The organism is Olivibacter sp. 47, assembly GCF_030372825.1.
In the GTDB taxonomy this organism is placed as follows: domain Bacteria; phylum Bacteroidota; class Bacteroidia; order Sphingobacteriales; family Sphingobacteriaceae; genus Olivibacter; species Olivibacter oleidegradans.
This window is the reverse complement of record NZ_JAUCNR010000001.1, coordinates 4,096,953-4,118,906: the sequence shown is the minus strand read 5'-3', so window position 1 is coordinate 4,118,906 and position 21,954 is coordinate 4,096,953. Positions and strand designations below refer to the sequence as shown.

At 38.2% G+C, this 21,954-nt stretch carries 22 protein-coding genes; 8 read left to right on the top strand and 14 right to left on the bottom strand.

Annotated elements, in window-relative coordinates; all coding sequences use genetic code 11:
* Positions 1–34: 34 nt before the first annotated feature.
* From QT327_RS18050 to QT327_RS18030, 5 genes are all read right to left on the bottom strand, one after another.
* Positions 35–880: a DUF5672 family protein gene (locus tag QT327_RS18050; RefSeq protein WP_289553617.1), complete on the bottom strand. Its 846-nt coding sequence runs from the start codon at positions 878–880 to the stop codon at positions 35–37.
* 9 nt (positions 881–889) lie between these two features.
* Positions 890–2,050: a glycosyltransferase gene (locus tag QT327_RS18045; RefSeq protein ID WP_130856924.1), complete on the bottom strand. Its 1,161-nt coding sequence runs from the start codon at positions 2,048–2,050 to the stop codon at positions 890–892.
* 16 nt (positions 2,051–2,066) lie between these two features.
* Complete coding sequence (locus QT327_RS18040; RefSeq protein ID WP_502910551.1) at positions 2,067–2,741, bottom strand: glycosyltransferase family 4 protein; 675 nt, start codon at positions 2,739–2,741, stop codon at positions 2,067–2,069.
* 47 nt (positions 2,742–2,788) lie between these two features.
* Positions 2,789–3,172, bottom strand: coding sequence for a glycosyltransferase family protein (locus QT327_RS18035; protein ID WP_289553614.1), 384 nt, complete (start codon positions 3,170–3,172; stop codon positions 2,789–2,791).
* 62 nt (positions 3,173–3,234) lie between these two features.
* Positions 3,235–3,987: a glycosyltransferase family 2 protein gene (locus QT327_RS18030; RefSeq protein ID WP_130856920.1), complete on the bottom strand. Its 753-nt coding sequence runs from the start codon at positions 3,985–3,987 to the stop codon at positions 3,235–3,237.
* 98 nt (positions 3,988–4,085) lie between these two features.
* On the opposite strand from QT327_RS18030, the gene QT327_RS18025 reads away from it, so the two are divergent.
* Entirely contained in the window at positions 4,086–5,192 is a 1,107-nt protein-coding gene (locus tag QT327_RS18025; RefSeq protein ID WP_130856919.1) for a glycosyltransferase family 2 protein, read from the top strand.
* 14 nt (positions 5,193–5,206) lie between these two features.
* Here QT327_RS18025 and QT327_RS18020 read toward each other — a convergent pair whose 3' ends face one another.
* The 6 genes from QT327_RS18020 to QT327_RS17995 all read right to left on the bottom strand — a co-directional run bounded on the left by QT327_RS18020 (position 5,207) and on the right by QT327_RS17995 (position 10,700).
* Entirely contained in the window at positions 5,207–6,025 is an 819-nt protein-coding gene (locus QT327_RS18020) for a glycosyltransferase family 2 protein (protein ID WP_130856917.1), read from the bottom strand.
* Positions 6,018–6,869, bottom strand: a complete 852-nt coding sequence (locus tag QT327_RS18015; protein ID WP_130856915.1) for a glycosyltransferase family 2 protein — start codon at positions 6,867–6,869, stop codon at positions 6,018–6,020. The genes QT327_RS18020 and QT327_RS18015 overlap by 8 nt, the downstream gene beginning before the upstream one ends.
* Positions 6,870–7,105: 236 nt before the next feature.
* Entirely contained in the window at positions 7,106–7,510 is a 405-nt protein-coding gene (locus tag QT327_RS18010; RefSeq protein WP_013665707.1) for an RNA-binding S4 domain-containing protein, read from the bottom strand.
* Positions 7,511–8,179: 669 nt separating this feature from the next.
* On the bottom strand, positions 8,180–8,527 hold the full coding sequence (locus tag QT327_RS18005; RefSeq protein WP_289553613.1) for a phosphatase PAP2 family protein: 348 nt from the start codon (positions 8,525–8,527) through the stop codon (positions 8,180–8,182).
* Positions 8,528–8,871: 344 nt separating this feature from the next.
* Entirely contained in the window at positions 8,872–9,645 is a 774-nt protein-coding gene (locus QT327_RS18000; protein WP_130856913.1) for a lipopolysaccharide kinase InaA family protein, read from the bottom strand.
* A 17-nt stretch (positions 9,646–9,662) separates the two neighbouring features.
* Positions 9,663–10,700, bottom strand: coding sequence for a glycosyltransferase family 9 protein (locus QT327_RS17995; RefSeq protein WP_289553612.1), 1,038 nt, complete (start codon positions 10,698–10,700; stop codon positions 9,663–9,665).
* Positions 10,701–11,160: 460 nt separating this feature from the next.
* Between QT327_RS17995 and QT327_RS17990 the strand changes: the two genes are divergently transcribed.
* From QT327_RS17990 to QT327_RS17960, 7 genes are all read left to right on the top strand, one after another.
* Positions 11,161–11,979: a 2,3,4,5-tetrahydropyridine-2,6-dicarboxylate N-succinyltransferase gene (locus QT327_RS17990; protein WP_013665703.1), complete on the top strand. Its 819-nt coding sequence runs from the start codon at positions 11,161–11,163 to the stop codon at positions 11,977–11,979.
* Positions 11,980–12,002: 23 nt separating this feature from the next.
* Positions 12,003–13,115, top strand: a complete 1,113-nt coding sequence (locus QT327_RS17985) for a glycosyltransferase family 4 protein (protein ID WP_013665702.1) — start codon at positions 12,003–12,005, stop codon at positions 13,113–13,115.
* Positions 13,112–13,678: an L-threonylcarbamoyladenylate synthase gene (locus QT327_RS17980; protein ID WP_013665701.1), complete on the top strand. Its 567-nt coding sequence runs from the start codon at positions 13,112–13,114 to the stop codon at positions 13,676–13,678. Before QT327_RS17985 ends, QT327_RS17980 begins: the two co-directional genes overlap by 4 nt.
* Before the next feature lie 97 nt (positions 13,679–13,775).
* Complete coding sequence (locus QT327_RS17975; RefSeq protein ID WP_130856909.1) at positions 13,776–15,185, top strand: CCA tRNA nucleotidyltransferase; 1,410 nt, start codon at positions 13,776–13,778, stop codon at positions 15,183–15,185.
* A 229-nt stretch (positions 15,186–15,414) separates the two neighbouring features.
* A complete protein-coding gene (locus tag QT327_RS17970; RefSeq protein ID WP_013665699.1) occupies positions 15,415–16,035 on the top strand; it encodes an IS1096 element passenger TnpR family protein in 621 nt (206 codons plus the stop codon).
* 116 nt (positions 16,036–16,151) lie between these two features.
* The gene (miaA, locus tag QT327_RS17965; RefSeq protein ID WP_130856905.1) at positions 16,152–17,054 is read left to right on the top strand and encodes a tRNA (adenosine(37)-N6)-dimethylallyltransferase MiaA; all 903 of its coding nucleotides are present in this window, start codon (positions 16,152–16,154) and stop codon (positions 17,052–17,054) included.
* 435 nt (positions 17,055–17,489) lie between these two features.
* Positions 17,490–18,494, top strand: a complete 1,005-nt coding sequence (locus tag QT327_RS17960; RefSeq protein WP_013665697.1) for an outer membrane beta-barrel protein — start codon at positions 17,490–17,492, stop codon at positions 18,492–18,494.
* Between the two features lie 59 nt (positions 18,495–18,553).
* Here the strand turns inward: QT327_RS17960 and QT327_RS17955 are convergent, their stop codons facing one another.
* The 3 genes from QT327_RS17955 to QT327_RS17945 form a co-directional block, all read right to left on the bottom strand.
* Positions 18,554–18,934, bottom strand: a complete 381-nt coding sequence (locus tag QT327_RS17955; RefSeq protein WP_130856903.1) for a septal ring lytic transglycosylase RlpA family protein — start codon at positions 18,932–18,934, stop codon at positions 18,554–18,556.
* Complete coding sequence (locus QT327_RS17950) at positions 18,934–21,192, bottom strand: GH92 family glycosyl hydrolase (protein ID WP_130856902.1); 2,259 nt, start codon at positions 21,190–21,192, stop codon at positions 18,934–18,936. Before QT327_RS17950 ends, QT327_RS17955 begins: the two co-directional genes overlap by 1 nt.
* A 233-nt stretch (positions 21,193–21,425) precedes the next feature.
* The gene (locus QT327_RS17945; protein ID WP_198140337.1) at positions 21,426–21,833 is read right to left on the bottom strand and encodes a methionine-R-sulfoxide reductase; all 408 of its coding nucleotides are present in this window, start codon (positions 21,831–21,833) and stop codon (positions 21,426–21,428) included.
* Between the last annotated feature and the right edge of the window lie 121 nt (positions 21,834–21,954).

Genomic DNA, 21,954 nt, shown 5'->3' with positions numbered 1-21,954 from the left:
CAGTGTTAAAGAGGTAGCCCATACAGAGCTCGAATTAGATAAAAAACCAATTGATCATCAGACTATATATCATATCCTTGATTTTTAAAATAGGTTTCCAGAAGTCCCGGCACTTATCCCATCCATGACATCCAAAAGGCAATTTCTGATTGACCAACGACCACGCTAGTACTGGATAACTTTCTATAGAAAAAGTTAATGCTTTTTTATAGTCAGGAACTCTTAAATGTCTTTTTTTTCGGTTTATTTCTATCGACCAGAACACGTCTTCATTAAACTGTTTCTCCGGATGTTGAAGATAGTAGTCAATCAGAAATTTGTATTTTTTGCAGATTCTATGGAACAATTCGACCTTTCTTAAAGAGAATCCTCCGTTCCCCACTACGTTGTGGAATTGAAGTTCTGCAGGCAGTCCGCTTACGGCGTCTTTAATGTTAAATCTCCTGTGCGCCCAGCCTCTTATAGATTCTTTGATAAACTTGGCTTTATCGACATAGTCTCTATAAAGCCAAGGCGCTCCAATATAGTCATAGTTTTGCTTGCACCAATAGTCAAGTTGATCACTAAACACAAAAGCATCTGTTTGGTAAATTAAAATATACGAGCTCTGTAAGAACTTAACGTAAAAATCTTCGGAAAGCATGAGGGAATTGTAACCAGCTATCCCTTGAAAATATTTTGCCTCAAAATTTTCTACGCGATCGAAATGAAAAGGATAATAATCTAATTGGAGTCCTGCGGGTTTTACTACAACAATGGGGTAATTAGAAAGTACATTGAAGCATTGTCGAATAGATAACAGGTCATCATTCGAAGGAACTTCCTTATATAAAGGAATAATAATCTCCGCCGTATGTTTTTTTCTATCGATGTTAAACATAAAATCTGCTTAAGAAACTTTCATTAATTGATGATCCATCAGTTCGAAAAAGGCCTGATTAGCGTAGTTTGCTCGAAAAAAATTAATCGCCTTTTCACGAGTTTCAACATACATATCTCGATTTTCAATAAGCGACTTAATACTTTCTGCAAATTCCCGAGGCGTTTCTGCTACCATACAACCGTTACCTACTTTATTTAAAAGACCATCCGTACCTCTCGGTGTAGCCACGACTGGCAGTCCGAAGGAAAGGGCTTCCAATACCTTAACTTTGACCCCCGTACCACTAAGCATTGGACAAATTGCTAAACGCGACTCTTTATAAAAACTGTCTAACTCACCTGCAAACCTCACTTTATGAATGTTACAATCGATAGGAATATGGTCTACTATTTTTCCAATTACACAAATTTTTATTCCTTGGGACAATAACGGAAATACTTTTTCAAAAAACCACTTCGCCGATTCTATATTGTGGTTATTATCACTAGCCACATAAATTAGGTCATATATTATACTTCTATTGTTATATTGACAGTTATCTGGAAAACTAATCGGTATAAGCCTCACTTTATTTCCACAAAATTGGCTAAATAAATATTGCTCTTCGACAGAAACGACCCAAATTTCATGAAAGTGTTGGAGCCTCTCAATTTCCTCCTTAAAGGTATTCCCTATATCTATTTGAGAATTATGTTGAATTTGTGAAGTTAGAAAATCATGTGTATCAATAATAAGCCTTGGTCCTTTCCATCTTTTCGCTTTCTTAACAAAATTAGCCCAATAGGCGTAGTTTATAATAATATAGTCATATTCAGTAGACTTTATTAGCATTTCGAACTGGAATCTATTATACGTGGTTGTAAAATCTGGCAACGATATTTTATTCGTTCGTTGAAAAACTCTCAGTAGTTTAAATTTCAAATAGGTTCTAATATCGGTAACAGTAGGCTTCTTATTGAGTTTAATAATATTTCTAAATGATCCTCTATCCTTTAATTCCTTCAATTGTACCTCATCTTCCGGGCCTTCCCAAAAATCATCACTATATACGAGATCAACTTGAAATTGCCGCTCCTTAAAATATTCTAGCAACATCCACGCCCTTTTAATACACCCCATATTATCATTCATCAAATTGTGAGGAAAGAAATAAAGTATTCGATTCATTTCCAAAAATTTAAAACTATTGTATTAATTTATTATAACAATCCATTGTTTTTTGCAAACAGTTCGTTAAAGAGAACATTTGCAGTCTTTTCAATCCGTTCTCTATTAAATTTGATCTTAATTTTTCATCTGTAAGAACTAAATTCACGGCCGCTGCAATATCATCTATATCCTTTGGATTAAAATAAACAGCACTATCTCCCGCGGTTTCAGGAAAACAACTTGTGTTACTACAAACTACTGGACATTTATTATTAAAAGCTTCCAGAATCGGCAAACCAAATCCCTCATATAACGAAGGGTATACAAAACATACAGCATTGGCATAATATAACTTCAACTCCTCTTCATGAGCATCCACCTGCTTTACGTATTGAGCAAGATTAAGACGATTAATCAGTTCTACTTCAGCTATACCGAAACTCCCGCCACCAACACAAAGTAAGGCAATATCATATCCTTTTAAAATATTAGCGGTGGCAGTAATAAACTTATAAAAGTTTTTATAACCATCCCGAGAACCCACATATAGCACATATGGAACCGAATGCTTGCTTTTCCCCTGTTCTTGGGGTTCAGAATGAATGACCAACTTATCAAATAAACTATGATGAATTACAGTGATCTTGTCTTCTGGAATATTCAATAGCAGTTGAAGATCTCTCTTAGTTGATTCCGAGATGGCGATAATGTGGTTAGCCTTATTTATAGCTTTTTTTTTTCACAAGCACGGTTTCATCATTTGGGGCGGAAAAACTCAGGAAACAATTCGTGAATCATATCGTGAACCGTAATAACATAGGGTCTTTTTAAACTATCAAGGAAATACGGATTATAGTAAGTAGGATGAAAAACATCAAAATCATTTTTACCTATCAAATATTTTGAATATTTCTCATTCCATTTATATATCTTCTTTTGCTTCTTTAAAAACAACTCACCCATTGTTTTACTAAGCACAGAATTCTTCGCCTCTAAGTAGTGATTCCTACTGTAAAGTAACTTTATATGACTAGAAATCCCTTCGTTAGATTTCAGACCCTGTGAAAGTGCTGAAAAATAACGGGAAATCCCGCCATAATTCTGAAGTGAAAAAATCTGATGATCAAAAAGTATCTTCATCTACCTATATTTTAATCTCGCACACCATATAGTTCAATCTATTAACAAAAAGGGGTATATTATCAGAAAAACTTAGAGTCAATTTTATTTCTCTCTCTCAATTTTTTTAAACAATATCTCAGGTAAACTAAAACACCTAAATATTGTTTTACCAGCCTTGGCTTATCCCTTCTAAAATCCTCGTCATGAGTATAAGAAGAATAACCATCCATATTATAATAGGACACCTCAATTGGTAAATATCTTTTTTTAAACGTTCCGTCGCCCCAACATTGCATATTTAACAAATAATCTGCAAAAACCTTATATTTCAAATCGTATTTGTATTTGTGAAAAACAATACACGGGTAAGCGATGGCTTGATGGCAAGGGTTTCGTTTAGCTAATTTATATTTTGTAAACACTCCCCCTAAAACCTCGAAATCGCTTATGCAATTTCCATAATATATACTTCGTTTATCTGCAAAACTCTCCACAAATGAAGGAAACGTAGGAAGGAGTCTATCATCCGCTCCTAAAAACAGCACCCAGGTTCCCTTTAGAAGGGTTAGAGCTTTGTTCATTGCATCATAAATTCCCTGATCAGGTTCGCTGATCATTATATCTATATGATTTTCAAAAGCCCCCACTCTAGCCATTGTTTCGTCGGTACTGCCCCCGTCAACTAAGATTAGCTGTAAATTGCTTCCACCATAATCTACAATACTTTGCAAACATTTGGTAATGTGTTTTTCTGCATTATAGGTTACTATTACGATGCTTAGGCGATAATATCCTGACATAATCACTTCCCCTAGATCTAATTTTTTCACCATTCTTAATTTGTCACTTTGAGAGAAAAAATGTTAATATATCACAACAATGTGGATTTAAAGACCGACAAAACCATTATAAGACTTGTATATTTGTCCATATGAACAACTCCCATGCGATCGACGTAGTTATACCTTCGTTTAGATTGGACGAACACATTTTAATACCAATCATCGATCTTAAAAAACCTGAAAAATATGACATACATATCTATATCGTCGCTGACAATCCAAACGCTACAATACCATCAAAAATAAATGAGTTATCAAAACAAGGACGAATCCATTTAATAATAAACGATGTAAACTTAGGCTTTTCCGCAACAAGAAACAAAGGAATTCAAGCTGGAAACAGTAAATGGATACTACTCTTAGATGATGATATTGTTCCTGACGAAAAATTATTATATGCGTACACAAATGTAATCGAGAAAAATGCGAACGCAATTGGGTTTATTGGTGTAACAGACTTCCCTCCTCCTTTCAATAGTGCGACTAAGGCATTAACGATAAACGGATCCACAGCCCACTTCAATATCGCCAGACAAAAGACAAGAATGAAATGGGCTCCGACAGCTAACATAATGCTCAATAGGGAAAAACTTACTTCACCTATGTTTGATAAGAACCTAAAAAAGGGAGGGGAAGATATCGAATTTCTTGTCCGAAATAGCTTGGTAAATAACGATGAGTACATTTCGGTTCCAGATGCCATTGTTGTCCACCCTTGGTGGAATAGCGGAAAAATGCAAACTGGACGAATGATTCGATATGGCATAGGCGCTGCAGAAATAGCAAATCTTCCTGCTATAAGACCTTATACCTACATTGATTTCACCAATTCTTCAGAGACGTTACTCTTATTACTTTTGCTGGCAATTCCAGCGTCAATCTGTGGCTTTTTAAAAATAATCCTAATCTTTATGCTAGCCATAGTGTTAAGTGAGTTTATCACTAATTTCATCAGGACAATAAAGGACACGAAAACAATTAATTTTGATATAGCTTGGCGCCTAATGGCAATTAAAAACATTTACGAAATTGGTCAATTGTGGGGCAATCTACGTATGGGGCATCTTAACGGATTTTCTAGAAGGATAGACATGAGCTTTAAAAAGGCCTCACCATCATGGTTTAGGTTAAATCGTTGGAAAATTATTAAGTTACTTTTGATAGCTATCATCATTATTGCAGCTATTTCATTATGATAGTAAAAAGAATTCTATACCTCTAAATTTAATACAGCTCCCTCAAGTCCATCTTTGCATCTAATATTTCCTTCCTTTACCACTTCCTTGTATTTTAGATAATTTGCCTGTTCGCTTAATCGAGGGTTATAGGGATGATCAAGATGATAACAAATCGCTTTTAACTTAACGGTTTTCTGCAATAACCCCAAGTTAATAAACCTAGCAGCTAACTCAATGTCTTCATGACCCCAGCCTTGTAGCTCGTTGTTATAGCCGTTTATAGCAACAAAATCTTTTTTCCAATAGGCGCAGTTACAGCCTCTAAGATCGTGAGATCGCTTGTGTTTTTTGATAAAAAGCTTAGATAACGAGGGTAGTCGACAAGCATTTAATCTATTGGTTATACCACACGAGTATGGCTTTATAGTTACTCTTTTTTCTTTGCTAGCTAAAATTCGACTTGTTTTCAGAGAAGATAGTAGCACACGGCTTCCTTTAATATAACAGCCCTTTTCCGCTTCTTCGATATGATCCTTAATAAAATTTGGATGTACTATAATGTCACCATCAATTTGCACAATATAATCAGAAGAGGAAGAAGCGATAGCTGCATTCATGATTATGGCTTTTCTGAATCCTTCATCTGGATGCCAGAAATGTCTGATAGGAACCGGAAACTCTTGCTTAAAAGAACTAATTAGGTTTTTCGTCCGACTATCCGACCCATCATCTGCTATAAGAACTTCATCAGGTAGTATATATTGGTTTCTGACAGACACAAGCACCTGGTGAAGGGCCTCAGGCCAATTATAAGTAGAAATAACAAGTGCAACGCGAACGTCCTTAAGCATTATCGAAAACGAAAGATTTCTCTAGGTCTAAGATTCTATTAGAAAAAATCCCCGTATCGCACCATATCTGCTTTGTTTCTCTTGTCTGCTTAAAGGCGTTCTCATTAGCAACTAAAAATTGCTTGGAATTTTCCTTATGGTGAATGTGGAAAGCAACGGCACCTAATTTCAAAAATCTTTTTCTCACACCTCTGTTAAGCAATCTCGCCACAAATTCTTTATCTTCGGGACCCCAACCACAAAATGATTCATTATATCCATTAACGGCTAACGCATCGCTCTTCCAAAAGGCCATATTGCAACCGTGAATTTCGTAAATCTCATCACCTTTGTTTTTATAACGATATTCGAAAAGACGCCATAGAAACGGGATTCTCACGGCGCTAAAGAAATTAGTTATCCCTCTACTGAAAGCATTAATTGCGGAACTTCCATTTCTTAACATCGAATTCGATTTACCTTTATTTATATAAATTCTACTTGCTCGAACCAAGGTATTCCGTTTTGCAAATCTTAGATGATCAGCTACGAAACTTGGGTGCATAACAATGTCTCCATCCGTCTGTATAATATAATCTCCACTCGCGGCCAAAATAGCTTTATTACGAATTTCTGCTAATCTAAACCCCTTATCCTCATGCCAGACATGTTTCAATGGAACTGGGAAGATACTTTTGAATGAGTCGATAATGCATTTAGTTTCTTCTGTAGAGCCATCATCCGCGATAATGACTTCATTCGGTAAAACCTTTTGTGTCAATACGCTTTTAAGCGACAAACTTAAAGCCTCCGGCCAATTGTATGTTGATATTATTAGGGATGATGTCGGTTTTTTTTTCTCCATAATCTAACGTATAATGCTCTTGCTAAAGTACTAAACGAAAATGCGGCCAATTTGCTACACTGCTATCAAAAGCTTTTTTATAAACGATAAATACTGCGTTCAACACGCTTATTTTTGCTAATTGAGCAGGTGACTCAACTATTAATAAGCAAAACATTTACCTTCTGAAAATCCATATTACTATACAAAAATCCTGCCACGATACATTCTATATCTCCACATTTTGTTCGAAAAGTTTAGTCTTCCTCAGCAAACCATTCGTCTTTCAAGTCGTCAATCTCTCTCCTATCTTTCTTAGTAGGGCGACCAGTCCCCCGATCGCGTTTTAAAACCGGCGCGTGGAACATCGATTTATAACCATATGTTTCTTCTACAGGCGTTAAATCTTCATAAAAAGTAACCGCCGTTTTTGCATCCACACGCTTATCTAACAAATCAAGCACTTTGACTACCTTTTTTTCAATACCTTTTTGAATGTGATAGGTTTCACCCACTTTTACGACATAGGAAGGCTTAATATTTTGACCGTTTAACTTCACCCGACCAGCTTTACAGGCCTCTGTTGCTAAACTTCGTGTTTTAAAAATGCGGATCGCCCATAAATATTTATCAATGCGGAGCTTCTCTAACTCTTTGGCCATAATTTACAAATGTACCCTTTTAAGGGGAAAGCTCAAAATGGAGCTTTTTCTTGTTACTTTTAAAAAGAACGTTTTCTTAATCAACTTTTTCTTGGCAAAAAGTTGAACAAAACCCAAGGCTGTGCAGGCTACCTTGCAACTGATTGCAAAGCATCGCTGGCGCGTATTGGAGCCGTTTCACTTCCTCAATCCGCTTAGATATTGCCACATGAACAGACATGCAAATGCTTTGCGGCTCGTTGCCTCGGTATCCTCCAAGGCCGTTTTACCAACTCACGGGGCTATATTTAGGGCTGAAGATATGGTACGCTTGGTTAAAAGTAAAAGTCCATCGTTCTACTAAAATGCCGCCTCCAAAATTTACATCATGCAGTGGGAGGCACTACCATTCCTGTAAATTTTGCCTGCCTGCGGTAGGCAGGAAGCGGCGATTTTATTCACTACTTCATTATTTTCAAAGGTGTTCATGGACTCCCTACGGTCGTCTCTTCGCTTCTTTTCTTTCGCGGACCTTCCCCTTAGGGAAAGCTTGAATGCCTTAAAAAACGAAAACTTAATGAAAAGAAAGAAAGAAGTTAAAATAAACGTTCTTATAATATAAACACCCTGCATCTATATGTTAAAGCTTGTTTAGAAGCAAGGCATTTAAATTTGATACGCTAATCCCCCCTAATCCTTATTAAAATCGCTTTTTTTAAAAATAGCTCTAAATATAATCCAAACAAGACTACCTGAGAGCACACCCACTAACGCACCACCAAGAATATCAAACGGATAATGAACGCCATTGTAAATTCTGCTATAAGAAACCAGCAAAGCCCAGAACAATAAAATGATCTTCAACCAATTATATTTTGCAGGCAGTAAGAAGAAGAGAAACGTTACAAGCCCAAATGCATTGGCACTGTGAGATGATACAAAACCATATTTACCACCTGGACCCGCTTCGCTTAAATGAACCAGGCCGGCTAAAGTTGGTTCGTGAGAAGGTCGAAAACGTTTCACCAGATTTTTCAAAAGTCCGGAAGCAGTCTGATCACACAAAGTAATAGTTACCGTAATTGCGAGTAGAATATAAATGGTGAATTTCTTATAAATTCTAACTAAAAAAAAACACTATCACAGCGTAAAACGGAATCCAGAACAATTTATCACTTGCCCAATACATTATCGTATCAAAGAAAGCATTGTGCTTTCCGTTGATTGCTAGGAATAATTCTGTGTCAAACTGTTTTAAATCTTCAAGCATTGATTTCATTTAATAAAGTTTTAGGTTAATGTCTGAAATGGTTTTTTTATTTCAATAACTGACTGCTATATTAACCTGACGTGACCATGGTATTCAGAATAGCCGTTAAACATTAAATCCTGATGAGATATTTGTACAATTTCAGGACTTTCTTTACTTTGCGTTTAATCAACATTTTATTTAATGCTCTACTTATTTCCCTGAAACAGTATTCCGAAGACAGTCCCGACAAAGATGCATATTCCTCACTGATAATCCTCAGAATTTCTTTATCAAAGGTGAGATCAAGGGTGAGTTTTCCGAAATTTTTAAGTCTTTTAGGTATCTTGATACGAGCATAAACGTTTATTCTATTCAAATCAACCATATAAAAACGATAGGTGCCATTTTCTTGTCTGATCAGAAAATTCCCGGCCGTATTATCAATAAACTGAATACCGTTTTCATGTAGAGCATAGATTAATGCAGTATATTCCTTAATAATCTCCGTTCGTCCGGGAAAATCTCTGTTAAAAAGAACGTCCGCCAAAGTAAAAGTATTTTCGAGGTGTTCACTTATGTAATAACTTGAAGTTAAACCAATGAAATCATGATTTTCGATATAGGCTACAGGTTTAGGCGTGCAAAAATTTTTATCTAAAAGTAACTGTGCGTATTCAAAAGACCTTCTTGCCTTAGACTTTCGGTAAAATTTATAAACATGTCGGTTGATAATGTTATGCTGTTTGAAGGATTTAAAGTTGAATAGTAACCCGCTAATTTCAAAAATTTTAACAACGTTTCTATTTCCGTTACCAATGATTGTCCCGCTTGTTTTAAATTTTTTTAAAGTAAGGATAATTTCCTCGTTATACTGAGAAAAATCTTCTGCAAAAAACACCTTCATTTCACTTATTTCACCGTTTAATCTTTGTTCAAAGCGTTGTAGATTAACTGCATAATTTTTTCATTATCAATATGATTGGTATTAACTGCAAAACTCTTGCCGTTATATGGCGCATAGACGTCTTCATCACTTACAGAAAACAAGCCAATCGTAGGTATGCCTGAAGCACTTGCTAAATGCATTACCCCGCTATCAGCTGCAATGAAGAGTGCAACATTTGCAATGAAGCCTCCTATTTCACGAATATCCGTACTGTAAAAATGAGGAATCTTAAAATTTAGCTTCGATATATTTTCAACGGGTAACAACTCAATAATATTATAATTCGGAAAATTTCGCTGTAATATCTCATAAAATTTCGCCCACCACTCTTCAGGATAACATTTTTCACCCGTTGCGTTGGTAAAAAGACAAATAGTATCCCTGTGGTTGCGCGTTAAATTCTCCAATTTTTCTTTCCCCAAAGCAATTTCAGTTTGGTCTAATTTGAGATCGAGATTCGGAATGGTGGCGGAATTTTCGTTATAGCCTAACTTTGATAAATAGTCTCTTAGGTTATAAATTGAATTTTTAGCCAAGTGTCTATAATCGGAGTATCTAACTTGTATTTCTTCACTAAAGTCACCAAAAAACTTATAGCGTGAACGAGCAAACAGTGTTGATAGTCTACCTGATGAAGAACCCGCAGTTGAGTTGATCACAAGATCGTATTTTCTGGCTCTTAAAAGGGCCCAGCCTTTTAGGTATTTGAATAAATCGCTGAAAGGTTTTTTAGGAAGCTGAATTATTCTATCAATATTTTTATAGTTCTTAAAAATTGAAGGTGACACTCCGCCTTTCACAAAAAGGTCTACTTTACTATCCGGAAAAACATTGATAACTTCCTGAACGAGGGGTGTAATTATCAAAAGATTTCCTAACCGGTGATTAGGCCTCGTAATTAATATCTTTTTTATGACAACATCCTTTTTTTTATCTACTACAGCATGGGATTTCCCAATATCTTTGGTAAGATTTCTCATTACAGCTCTTCTAACAGCATTCGTTTTTTTCATTATTGCCTGGTGTTACATCTATATTGATCGTATTGTAGTCTTCCCTAATTAGCTACACTCAAAATTAAAAAATCCGGTCAGAATTGCAGATAAACGCATTTAAAATTGGCAAATAAAGTTGAAGTAGGTATTGTTGTCTCATCCTGCTTTCGATCTTTTAGTAATTAACAGATGATTTTTATTCCGGTTGACCCTGTGGCCAGGGAAATTCTCAAAATATTCGTGAAGAAAGGTTTTTACCTGTGCCATAAGGTAAAGATATCTGCAAAAAGCCCTTCTTTAAACCTATTTTACCAACATAACAACACCTAAAAAGCGAAAAGCCAGGCATGATTTGTACGTTTTAAGGTTTAAGTTTTATGTTATGCTTGTGCTTGAGGTAAGTAGTCATCCAATCGCCTAAAGCTTCCTATCGCTATATCAATAAATTTTACTTTCTTTGTTAAACTTTTTTATTGAAATGACTGCAGAATTAAAAAAACTAATTGAAGAAGCCTGGGAAGAAAGGCACCTAATAGAATTTAAAGAATATAGAGAAGCGATTGAGACCACTATTCTTCACTTGGATGAGGGAACTTTGCGTGTTGCTGAAAAGGTTGCGGGAAGATGGCATATTAACGATTGGATTAAAAAGGCCGTTATTTTATACTTTCCCATCCGTCAAATGAACGAAATTCACGTGGGCCCTTTTGTTTTCCACGATAAAATGAAGTTGAAAACAAACTATAAAGAAGCGGGTGTTCGGGTAGTACCGCACGGTTTGGCCCGTTATGGCGCCTTTTTAGCAAAAGGAGTTATTATGATGCCTTCTTATGTTAACATTGGTGCTTACGTAGATGAGGGTACCATGGTGGATACTTGGGCTACTGTAGGATCTTGTGCACAGATTGGGAAAAATGTACACTTAAGTGGTGGCGTCGGTATCGGCGGCGTGTTAGAGCCGGTACAAGCTGCACCGGTTATTATTGAAGACAATTGTTTCTTGGGCTCACGAGCCATTGTGGTAGAAGGTGTACGTGTGGAAGAGGAAGCCGTATTGGGTGCAAACGTCGTGCTGACCGCATCTACGAAAATTATTGATGTGACCGGCGAAATTCCGAAAGAGTATAAAGGCGTGGTACCTGCACGCTCAGTGGTAATTCCCGGATCTTATACAAAGAAATTCCCTGCAGGCGAATATCAAGTACCATGTGCGCTTATTATCGGACAACGCAAGGAGTCAACGGATAAGAAGACCTCTTTAAATAACGCCTTAAGAGATCATAACGTAGCAGTATAGCTAACGAATCTGCTGTTGATAAAATGAGAATAGGATATGACGCGAAGCGGGCTTTTCATAATAAAACGGGATTAGGCAACTATAGTCGATCTCTAATTGATGGCATGTGCCGTTTCTATTCTGAAAATCACTATTTCTTATTTAATAGTAAGCCTTCGGTTTTATACAAAGCTGAAGGCTTACATGTTCAGGAAGTGCTCCCTTCGAAAGGGCTTGCCAAAAAGTTTTCTTCTCTATGGCGTACATTTACGCTAAACTCGCTGGCACATCAATATAATCTGGACATTTATCATGGATTAAGCCACGAATTACCTTTTGGCTCTAAAAAAGGGAAAACCAAATGGGTTTTAACCGTGCACGATTTGATCTTTATCCGCTACCCTCATTATTTCAAACCCATCGATCGGAGTATCTATACCTATAAAATAAAAAAAGCATGCCGAAAGGCGGACAAGATCGTTGCGATTAGTGAACAAACGAAACGGGATTTGATGGAATTTCTAGGTATTGCAGCGCAAAAAATAGAAGTTGTGTACCAGAGCTGTCACCCGCAGTTTAGCCAAACAGTGGATGAGGAGGAAAAGCGAGCCGTGCAAAAGAAATATCAGCTACCGACAACCTATTTATTACAAGTTGGCACGATCGAAACGCGAAAGAATCTATTACTCACGATCAGAGCTTTAGACCGTATTCCAACCAATATTCATCTTGTCGTCATCGGCAAAGAGACCGCTTATTTACAGCTTATTCAACACGAAATTGCAAAGAGAAACTTACAAAAACGGGTTCTTTTATTGCATTCTGTACCCTTTGACGATTTGCCGGCTATTTATCAAATGGCGCATATTTTTATCTATCCGTCGCGTTTCGAAGGTTTCGGGATACCTATAATTGAAGCCCTACATAGTGGGATACCTGTTATAGCAGCTAGGGGTTCTTGCCTAGAGGAAGCAGGGGGGCCAAATAGCCGATATGTTGATCCGGATGATGTAGAGGGAATGGGATCTGCCATAAATGATATTAATACGAATAACGTGTTAAGATCGACGATGATTAAGGAAGGCAACGAGTATGTACAACGTTTTAATCCAAAAAACCTTGCGGAAGATTTATTCAATTTATACAAGAGTATATGATGAACAATGATATTAACCAAGCACTTCAAGTATTAAAATCCGGCGGCGTTATCCTCTACCCTACCGATACCATTTGGGGCATTGGCTGCGATGCCACCAACCCGGAGGCGGTGGATAAGGTTTATCAGCTAAAGGGACGCTCGAAAGATAAAAGCTTGATCATTTTACTTGATAATGAGCATAAACTAGCCAGCTATGTTCAGGAAATCCCTGACGTGGCTTATCAATTAATTGAATACACTGAAAAACCCTTAACCATTATCTATGATGGCGCGAAAAATCTTGCCCCAAACTTGGTGGCTGAAGATGGCAGTATTGGAATCCGAATTGCGAAACATCGCTTTTGCGAACAACTGATCCAACGTTTCCGGAAGCCCATTGTTTCTACCTCTGCGAACATCAGTGGCGAACCATCCCCTAAAAATTTCCTAGAAATAAGTGATGAAATAAAGAATGGCGTCGATTATATTGTTGAGTTTGAACAGGATGACCTAACCCCGAAGCAAGCGTCAACGATTATGAAGTTGGATGCTAGCGGTGCATTTAGCTTTATAAGACGTTAGCAACTAGCTTTTAGCTGTAAGCTGACAGGCTAAAAGCTAATACCTAATGACTAAACCTAAAGGCTAATAGCTAATTTTTCGTATTTTTGCCCCACTGATGAAAGAGTACTTGCAACTTCCCGTTTTTGAAACGCTGAGCAATTTGGCCAACCAATACAATACAGAAATTTATGTAATTGGCGGATACGTGCGCGATCGATTGATGAAAAGACCCTTCAAAAATGACATTGACATCCTGGTTATTGGAAGTGGTATCGAATTTGCCGAAAAGGTGGGCAAGCACCTAAATACCAAAGTGTCCGTTTTTAAAAATTTTGGAACAGCCATGTTGCGCTATGATCAGATCGATATTGAATTTGTGGGTGCAAGGAAAGAATCTTATCGTAGAGACTCACGCAAACCGATTGTGGAAAATGGATCCTTGGAAGACGACCAAAAGAGGCGCGACTTTACGGTTAATGCAATGGCCTTAAGCCTGAACAAACAAAATTTTGGCGAATTGTTAGATCCTTTTAACGGCGTGAAGGATATTCAGATCAGAACCATTCGCACACCTTTGGAACCGGAGGCTACTTTTTCTGACGATCCGCTACGGATGATGCGGGCTATACGTTTTGCCAGTCAGCTACAATTTAAAATCAGTTCTCCAACCTTTAATGCGATTAAATCGCAGCGCGAGCGTATCAAGATCATATCGAAGGAGCGTATTACCGATGAGCTCAATAAAATCATCTGCTCAAAAAAACCGAGTATTGGCTTTAATTATCTTTTCGACACCGGTCTGCTGGAACTCATTTTCCCCCTTATGACCCAGCTTTATGGCGTTGAAATTATTGACGGCAAAGGACATAAAGATAATTTTTATCATACATTGGAGGTCTTGGATAACATCGCCGAAGTGACGGACGACTTATGGTTGCGATGGGCCGCGATTCTGCATGATATTGCAAAACCCGCCACTAAGCGTTTCGACAAAAAACAGGGATGGACATTCCATGGCCATGAAGATCGAGGGGCTCGAATGGTTCCGAAAATATTTGCTGATCTGAAGCTTCCTCTTAATGACAGAATGAAGTTTGTGCAAAAATTAGTGCTACTCCACCTTCGTCCCATTGTACTGGCAAAAGATGTCGTAACGGATTCTGCGGTAAGACGTTTACTTTTTGAAGCAGGGGACGACATTGACAGTTTAATGAAGCTCTGCCATGCGGATGTAACAACCAAAAATGAATACAAACGCAAAAAGTATCGAGACAATTTTGAGCTGGTAAAACAACGTATTAAAGATGTGGAGGAACGTGATCAGATACGAAACTGGCAACCACCGGTGAGTGGCGAGGATATTATGAGATCGTTCAACCTTCGTCCGGGGCCGGAAGTAGGTATTATAAAAAAGGCAATTCGCGAAGCAATCTTGGAAGGCGACATAAAAAATAACCGGGAAGAGGCGCTTGCCTATATGGAAAAGAAAGGAAAGGAACTCGGCCTTATCATACAGTCGTCATAATATGGGACTGCGACTCCTTCGTGCTCCAAAAAATGGCCTTTTCTCCTGGAGCCATCAGCAAGGTTTTCACTTTTTCACTCTCCCTACGAGAGGCAAGTTTTTTAATTATTGAGGTTTTGTTTGTTTTTTTAAGGCATCAATGAGCCCTTCGGGGTTTTTACTTTTTACTTTTGAATTTTTACTTTTTTAGTGATATTAGCATTTTAAAACAAAAACAGGATTTTCTGTCATGGCTATTTATAGGTTTCGAGTTACTTTTGAAGATTACGACGATATTATCCGCGAAATTGATGTGCTCTCAACGCATACCTTTTTAGATTTGCATCATGCAATTCATCAATCCACGGGATATAACCCGGAAGTCTCCTCTTCTTTTTACATTAGTAACGATCAGTGGATGAAAGGTGAAGAGATTGCCTACTTGCCAAGTAAACGCAAGGAAGAGCGCGGAATAGCGCTAATGGAAAATTCCAAATTGAATAAATTTATTGACGATCCGCATCAAAAGTTTTACTATACTTACAACTTTGACAGGCCCTTTGATTTCCACGTTCAATTGATTAAAATATTAAAGGAAGAGAACGGAAAAACGTATCCACTCACGGTAAAAACTGTTGGCCTAGCTCCGAAACCATTTGGTGCCGCTGTTATTCCTACTGAAGCTTCGGCTTTGAAAAAAGAGGACAAAGAAGATTACGACTTCCTCAACGAAACCGAATACGGAATTGATGAAGCCGAGGATATGGATCTAGATCTGATGGACGACGAAGAAACCCAAGACGGCTCCGAAGAAAAAGATGATTTTTCCGGCGAATTTTCGGACAACGAGAATTATGAGGACGACTACTAATTAGTAAATAGTCAAGTAGTATAGATGTTGAATAGTAACCGCCATAGTAAGGCTTTTATAAAAGCTTAACTCGACAATTTAACCACTCAACTACTCTACAATTTAACGACTTAACGATCATAAAGACACTCATCACCATAGTAGGTCCTACGGCAATCGGTAAAACGGCTTTAGCTATTGAAGTAGCAAAAGCATACGACACCGCTATTATTTCTGCCGACTCAAGACAATTTTATCGTGAAATGGCGATTGGGACAGCAAAACCGAGTAAAATGGAACTTCAGGCTGCTCCTCATTTTTTTATTGATTCGCTTAGTATATTGGATGATTATAGTGCAGGGGATTTTGAACGAGAAGCCTTGGCCAAATTGGATGACTTATTCAGCTATAAAAATGTAGTGGTGATGGTGGGAGGAAGTGGATTGTTTATAAATGCCGTATGTGAGGGACTAGATGAACTTCCTCGCCCACTACCGGGGATTCGCGAAAGTTTAAACGAACAATATAAAGAGAAGGGTCTGACATTCATACAGGAAGAATTGAAACGTAAGGATCCGGATTATTATCAAGAGGTTGATATACATAATCCTCAGCGTATTATACGTGCACTAGAGGTGTACGAAAGCACCGGTAAACCTTTTTCTTTTTTTAGAAGAGACAAATCTAATCCAAGACCTTTTCAGATATTAAAGATTGGGCTCAACACGGAAAGGAGCGTCCTATACAATCGTATTAATAAGCGCGTAGACCTGATGATGCAACAAGGCTTACTGGAAGAAGTAAAAATGCTTATCCCGTATAAAAAACGGCCTCCACTACTTACGGTAGGTTATGCAGAGCTCTTTGATTATTTAGATGGTAAGTATACGTTAGAGGCGGCTGTCGATAAAATAAAACAACATACACGCCAATTTGCTAAACGGCAGATCACCTGGTTCAAAAAAGATAGTAACACACATTGGTTTGAACCAAGCCAATCAACTGAAATTATTAGTTTCCTTACAGATACACTTAAATAAGTTAAAGTTAATACGATTAGCAACGCAGACGCTTGCTGTATCTTTTGAGTTTTTACTTTTGAATTTGACTTCAGTACACTTATCAATTTAAGCCATTTTTTTATTACATTTTTGTTGCACAAAAAAAATAAAAATTTTACATTTGAAACACTTTGTAAAAGTAACAGCTAACACATTATAAACTTAGAACTTTCAAGGGAGCGCATTCTGCTGCTCCCTTGAAAGTATAAAAATCAATCCGGTACACTTTCTTAAGCTTCCGATTTCAATTGTTGTTTTTCCGAATTAAAGGGTAAGGTCAGTTTTTTGTACGTACAGATACGCATCAAAAAATTTGCAATTACTACAAACCTTTATTACTTTCGTTTGTAATTATTATGCAAGCATAATAAAAACGATAAACCAATTGAAGAACACCTATTTAAACTTTACATTATGAAGAAGATGATTTTAATGGCAAGCATACTTGCCGGTTCGTTTTTCTACTCTGCAAAAGCTCAAGATGATTACAACAAAGGTTTCTATATCAAAGCTGGCGGCGCCTACTTCTTAAAAGTAACCCCTGTTGAATTTCCTGCCATCGGTGGTCAACCGGCAAGAGATAGAGTGTTTAATATCATTCCAGGGAATCCACCAACGCAACAAACGGTATCGGAAAGTACTATTACAGGCTCTTTCGGCGAAGGCTGGCGGGTCGGCTTAACTCCCGGGTATCGCTTTAGTCGAATATTAGGTGTTGAAGTGGGGCTGAATTATTACAACAGTCGTTCACAAGATATGATGCGTCAAAGAGGCAGCCTAGGCGGCAATGAAGTACTAAATTTGCATAATAGCGGCAAGGTCAAGGCATTTGATGTTGCGCCAGCATTAGTAGCTCATATTCCCACTAATAGCAGTGTAAAACCTTACATGAAGGCGGGCGTAATTATTCCTATAGGTGGACATCTTGAAATTACTACGACAGCAAACGACCAAACAGGAAGCGTGGCAGAAAGCATGCATATGACATCCGGTTTACCTCCTAATGCAATAATGACCTTACATAATGTAAAACGGGTTGACCGGATCAAAGCAAATCCTACAGTAGGCTTTCAGAGCGCCGTCGGCTTTGACTGGATGTTGAACGACCGCATCAGTATATATGCTGAACTTGAATATCGAAACATTTCGGTAGGAGGTAAAAAGAAAGAATTACATGAATTAAGCGGCGAATACAATGTTGTTATGAGCGGGCAACCGTTAACAAGCGGTACGCTTAGCAAAGACGCCGCCAGTGAAAGTAGTAAATTAGTAAACTATCATAAAACAATCACAGCAGGCGACAATGTTGCCGGATGGGAGGGATTTGACTCTAATAAACCGGCCGATGAACTGCGTTCTTACATCAATATTGGCGGCTTAGGTGTTAATTTAGGAATTAAGATACCTTTTGGCAATTGACGGCCTTTAGCCCCTCTTTAACCCCATTAGCTAATTAGCCAATTAACTAATTAGCTAATTCATTTTCGTTTTTTCTTATAACTTATCTCGACCTTCGCCGTTCCCGACTGAATGATTCCCAATCGACGAGCTGCTTTTTTCGATAAATCGATAATCCTTCCCGAAACGAACGGTCCTCTATCGTTAATCCGTACTTTTACAGTTCGCCCGTTGTCTAGGTTTTTTACTTTAACTTTTGTACCAAAAGGCAGCGTCTTATGGGCTGCGGTCAACTTATATTGTCTGAATTTCTCACCACTGGCCGTGCGTCTCCCCTTAAATTTATCAGCGTAGTAAGAAGCGCCTCCTCGTTCGTGCAAGCGTGGTGTACATGACGCCAGTAAAAATAAACAGGCACTGAAAATCAGTGCCTGCTTAACTATATCACAAAAATATCTCATTATTCGCTATCTATTGCCGATTGTGGCCAACTATCCTTCTTCTTTCCCCACTTCTTGTTCGGCTTCTCTCCCATTATAAACTCAATTTCCCCACCATTTATTATATCAGCATGTGTAAAATAAGTCTTATCGTATTTTTTACCATTAAATCTTACTTCCTGCACATATATATTTCTCTTACTGTTGTTAATAGCTTTAAAACACAATTCTTTGCCTCCTCCGGGCCTAAAAATCACCTCATCGGCAGCTGGGCTGCCTATTACATATTCACTGCTAGCAGGGTTGGCTGGATAAATACCGGCAATGCTCCATACAGCCCAAGCACTCATTTGCCCGCAGTCTTCATTTCCTGCGTAACCGTCCGGTTGATCGTGATACATCGAGTCGACAATCTGCCGCACCCGTTCTTGCGTCTTCCAAGGCTCTCCCAAGAAACTATACATGTATGCTATATGATGACTGGGTTCATTACCATGGGCATACTGACCAATCATACCACTCACATCCGGTGATGTATTTCCTCCCGTTAATTCCGATTTAACCGAAAACAGCGAATCTAATTTTTGACTTAATTTACTATGGCTGCCATATAAATTAGCCAAGCCGCGCACATCGTGCGGAACAAAGAACGAGTGTTGCCAAGCATTTCCTTCTACATACTGCGCTTTCACTTCATCGTGCTCTGACAAGTAAGGATCAAAAGGAACCACAAATTTACCATTGCTGTTTTTGGCTCGCATAAAGCCTGTATTTTTATCAAAAATATGCTGATAAGCCTGGGCCCGCTTGCTGAATTTCCGGTAGTCTTCTTCCTTTCCAAGTTTCTTCGCCACCTGGGCAATACACCAATCATCATAACCGTATTCTAACGTTACGCTTGCACTGTGCCCCATTTTATCCTGTGGCATATATCCATACTTAATATATTCAGGTACACCCCGGCCCGTTTGAAAGGCAGAGGCTAGCATCGCTTTGTATGCTTTTTCTTTATCAATGCCGGGCCAATCTTTTAATATGGCATCCGCAATGACGGGTATAGCATGATATCCCGTCATGGTATTCGTTTCCCAGGTACTTAAATCCCAAACCGGTAACAAGCCGTTTTCATCATAGAAAGCAAGCATACTATTAAGCAGGGCCGTATACTTCTCAGGTTGGGTAATAGTAAATAGCGGATTAAGTGCTCTGAATGTGTCCCACAACGAATAAACGGTATACCTTTGATTGTTATTTGTCATTTTTAGTACGTTGCCACTTGCATTTTTATAGGCCCCGTCAGCATCCGAAAATAGAGAGGGAGCTATACAGGTATGATAAAGTGCAGTATAAAATACACGCTTTAACTTTTCATCAGAAGAAGAAACCTGCACTTTTTGCAGCTCGTGTTCCCATTTATCGGCAGCTTCATTTTTTACGCGCGCAAAGTTCCAATCGCCTATCTCGCCGAGAGCCTGGAGTGCCTTGTTCTCGTCCGTCATAGACAGGGCTACCTTGATTTCAATATTCTTTTGCTGCTCATCAAATACTAATTGAGCACTGATTCCTTTTCCTTTTTCTTCGGTTTTGGCCGCTTTAATTTGTGCCGACTGCACGCCGTGACCCGCTAAGATAGCCTCCTTAAATGGTTGAGAAGTTCTTAGCGCAAAATATACACGTTGTACCTTAGCCCAGCCGGTAGAATAACGGTAACCAACCAATGTGGAATCATCCAAAACCTTCACATAGGTTTCAGTGGGTGAATCCCAATTGAGGTGAAATCCCAAATCCAGTCGCAAAACAGGAATACTCTGATTCGGGAACTGATAACGATGATATCCTACCCTCTCTGTAGCTGTCAATGCTGCCTTTATCTTATTATCAAGTTCAACTTCGTAATACCCGGGCGAAGCTTTTTCGTTACGATGATTGAAGGTCGCCCTGATGTCTGCAGTTTCATCTTTTAAGGGGTATAGTAAAGGCATTACTGATATATCTAACCAATCGCCAATACCTGTTCCACTTAAATGTGTGTGACTAAAACCCGCAATGTGATTCTCGCTATAGTGATAGCCGCTACACCAATCCCAACCTGCCTGGCCGTTGTCCGGACTCAATTGTACCATGCCAAATGGAACAGTTGCTCCGGGAAAAGTGTGGCCATGTCCTCCTGTGCCAATAAAAGGATCGACATAATCAACTAATTTTCTCTCTTGTGCACTTACAAGCAAAGGTAAACTCAATAATGCACTACATACGAACCGAGAAATATTCTTATTCATTTTAAAGTATTTATGTTAGCCTGATGTTAAGATGGCTAAAATAAAGAATATATTTGAAAAGAGCAGTACTAAAACGATTTAATGGCTTATGGCCTTACAAGTGGCCAATAACAAGGCAATGCACAATACTATATGTTCGACCAGTTAAATGTAGTGTTTTCCGAGATCATAACTATCCCATACAATTATTTGTTGGACTGCTCAATCGTCTGGAGCTTACGATATACTTTCCGTTACTTTTCTAACGGAACAAACTTCATAGAGATGGAGTTGACACAATGTCTGGTATTTTTTGTTGTAAATCCTTCTCCTAAAAACACATGCCCAAGATGCCCGCCACAATTAGCACACACAATCTCCGTTCGCATGCCATCCGGATCAGGAATCCGTTTAACGGCACCTTTTATCTCATCATCAAAACTCGGCCACCCGCAATGCGATTCAAATTTATCTTCAGAGCGATAAAGGGGTGCATTGCATTTGCGGCAAACATACACGCCTTTAGCCTTATTGTCTAGTAAAGCACCTGTAAAAGGTCTTTCTGTACCTTTTTGTTCTATGACCCAAGCTTCTTCTGCACTTAATTTATTATAATTACCGGCCGACTTAATAGTCGTATCTATTTGCTCTTTTGATTCCATTTGTACTTTTTTTGAGTTGATTTATTTTCGCGCGACGCGTTTTGTGCACAGGCTTGAAAAAACAAACCTAAACACAGCAATAAAACACTAATGTTCCTCATATTGTTCAGCTATTAATACA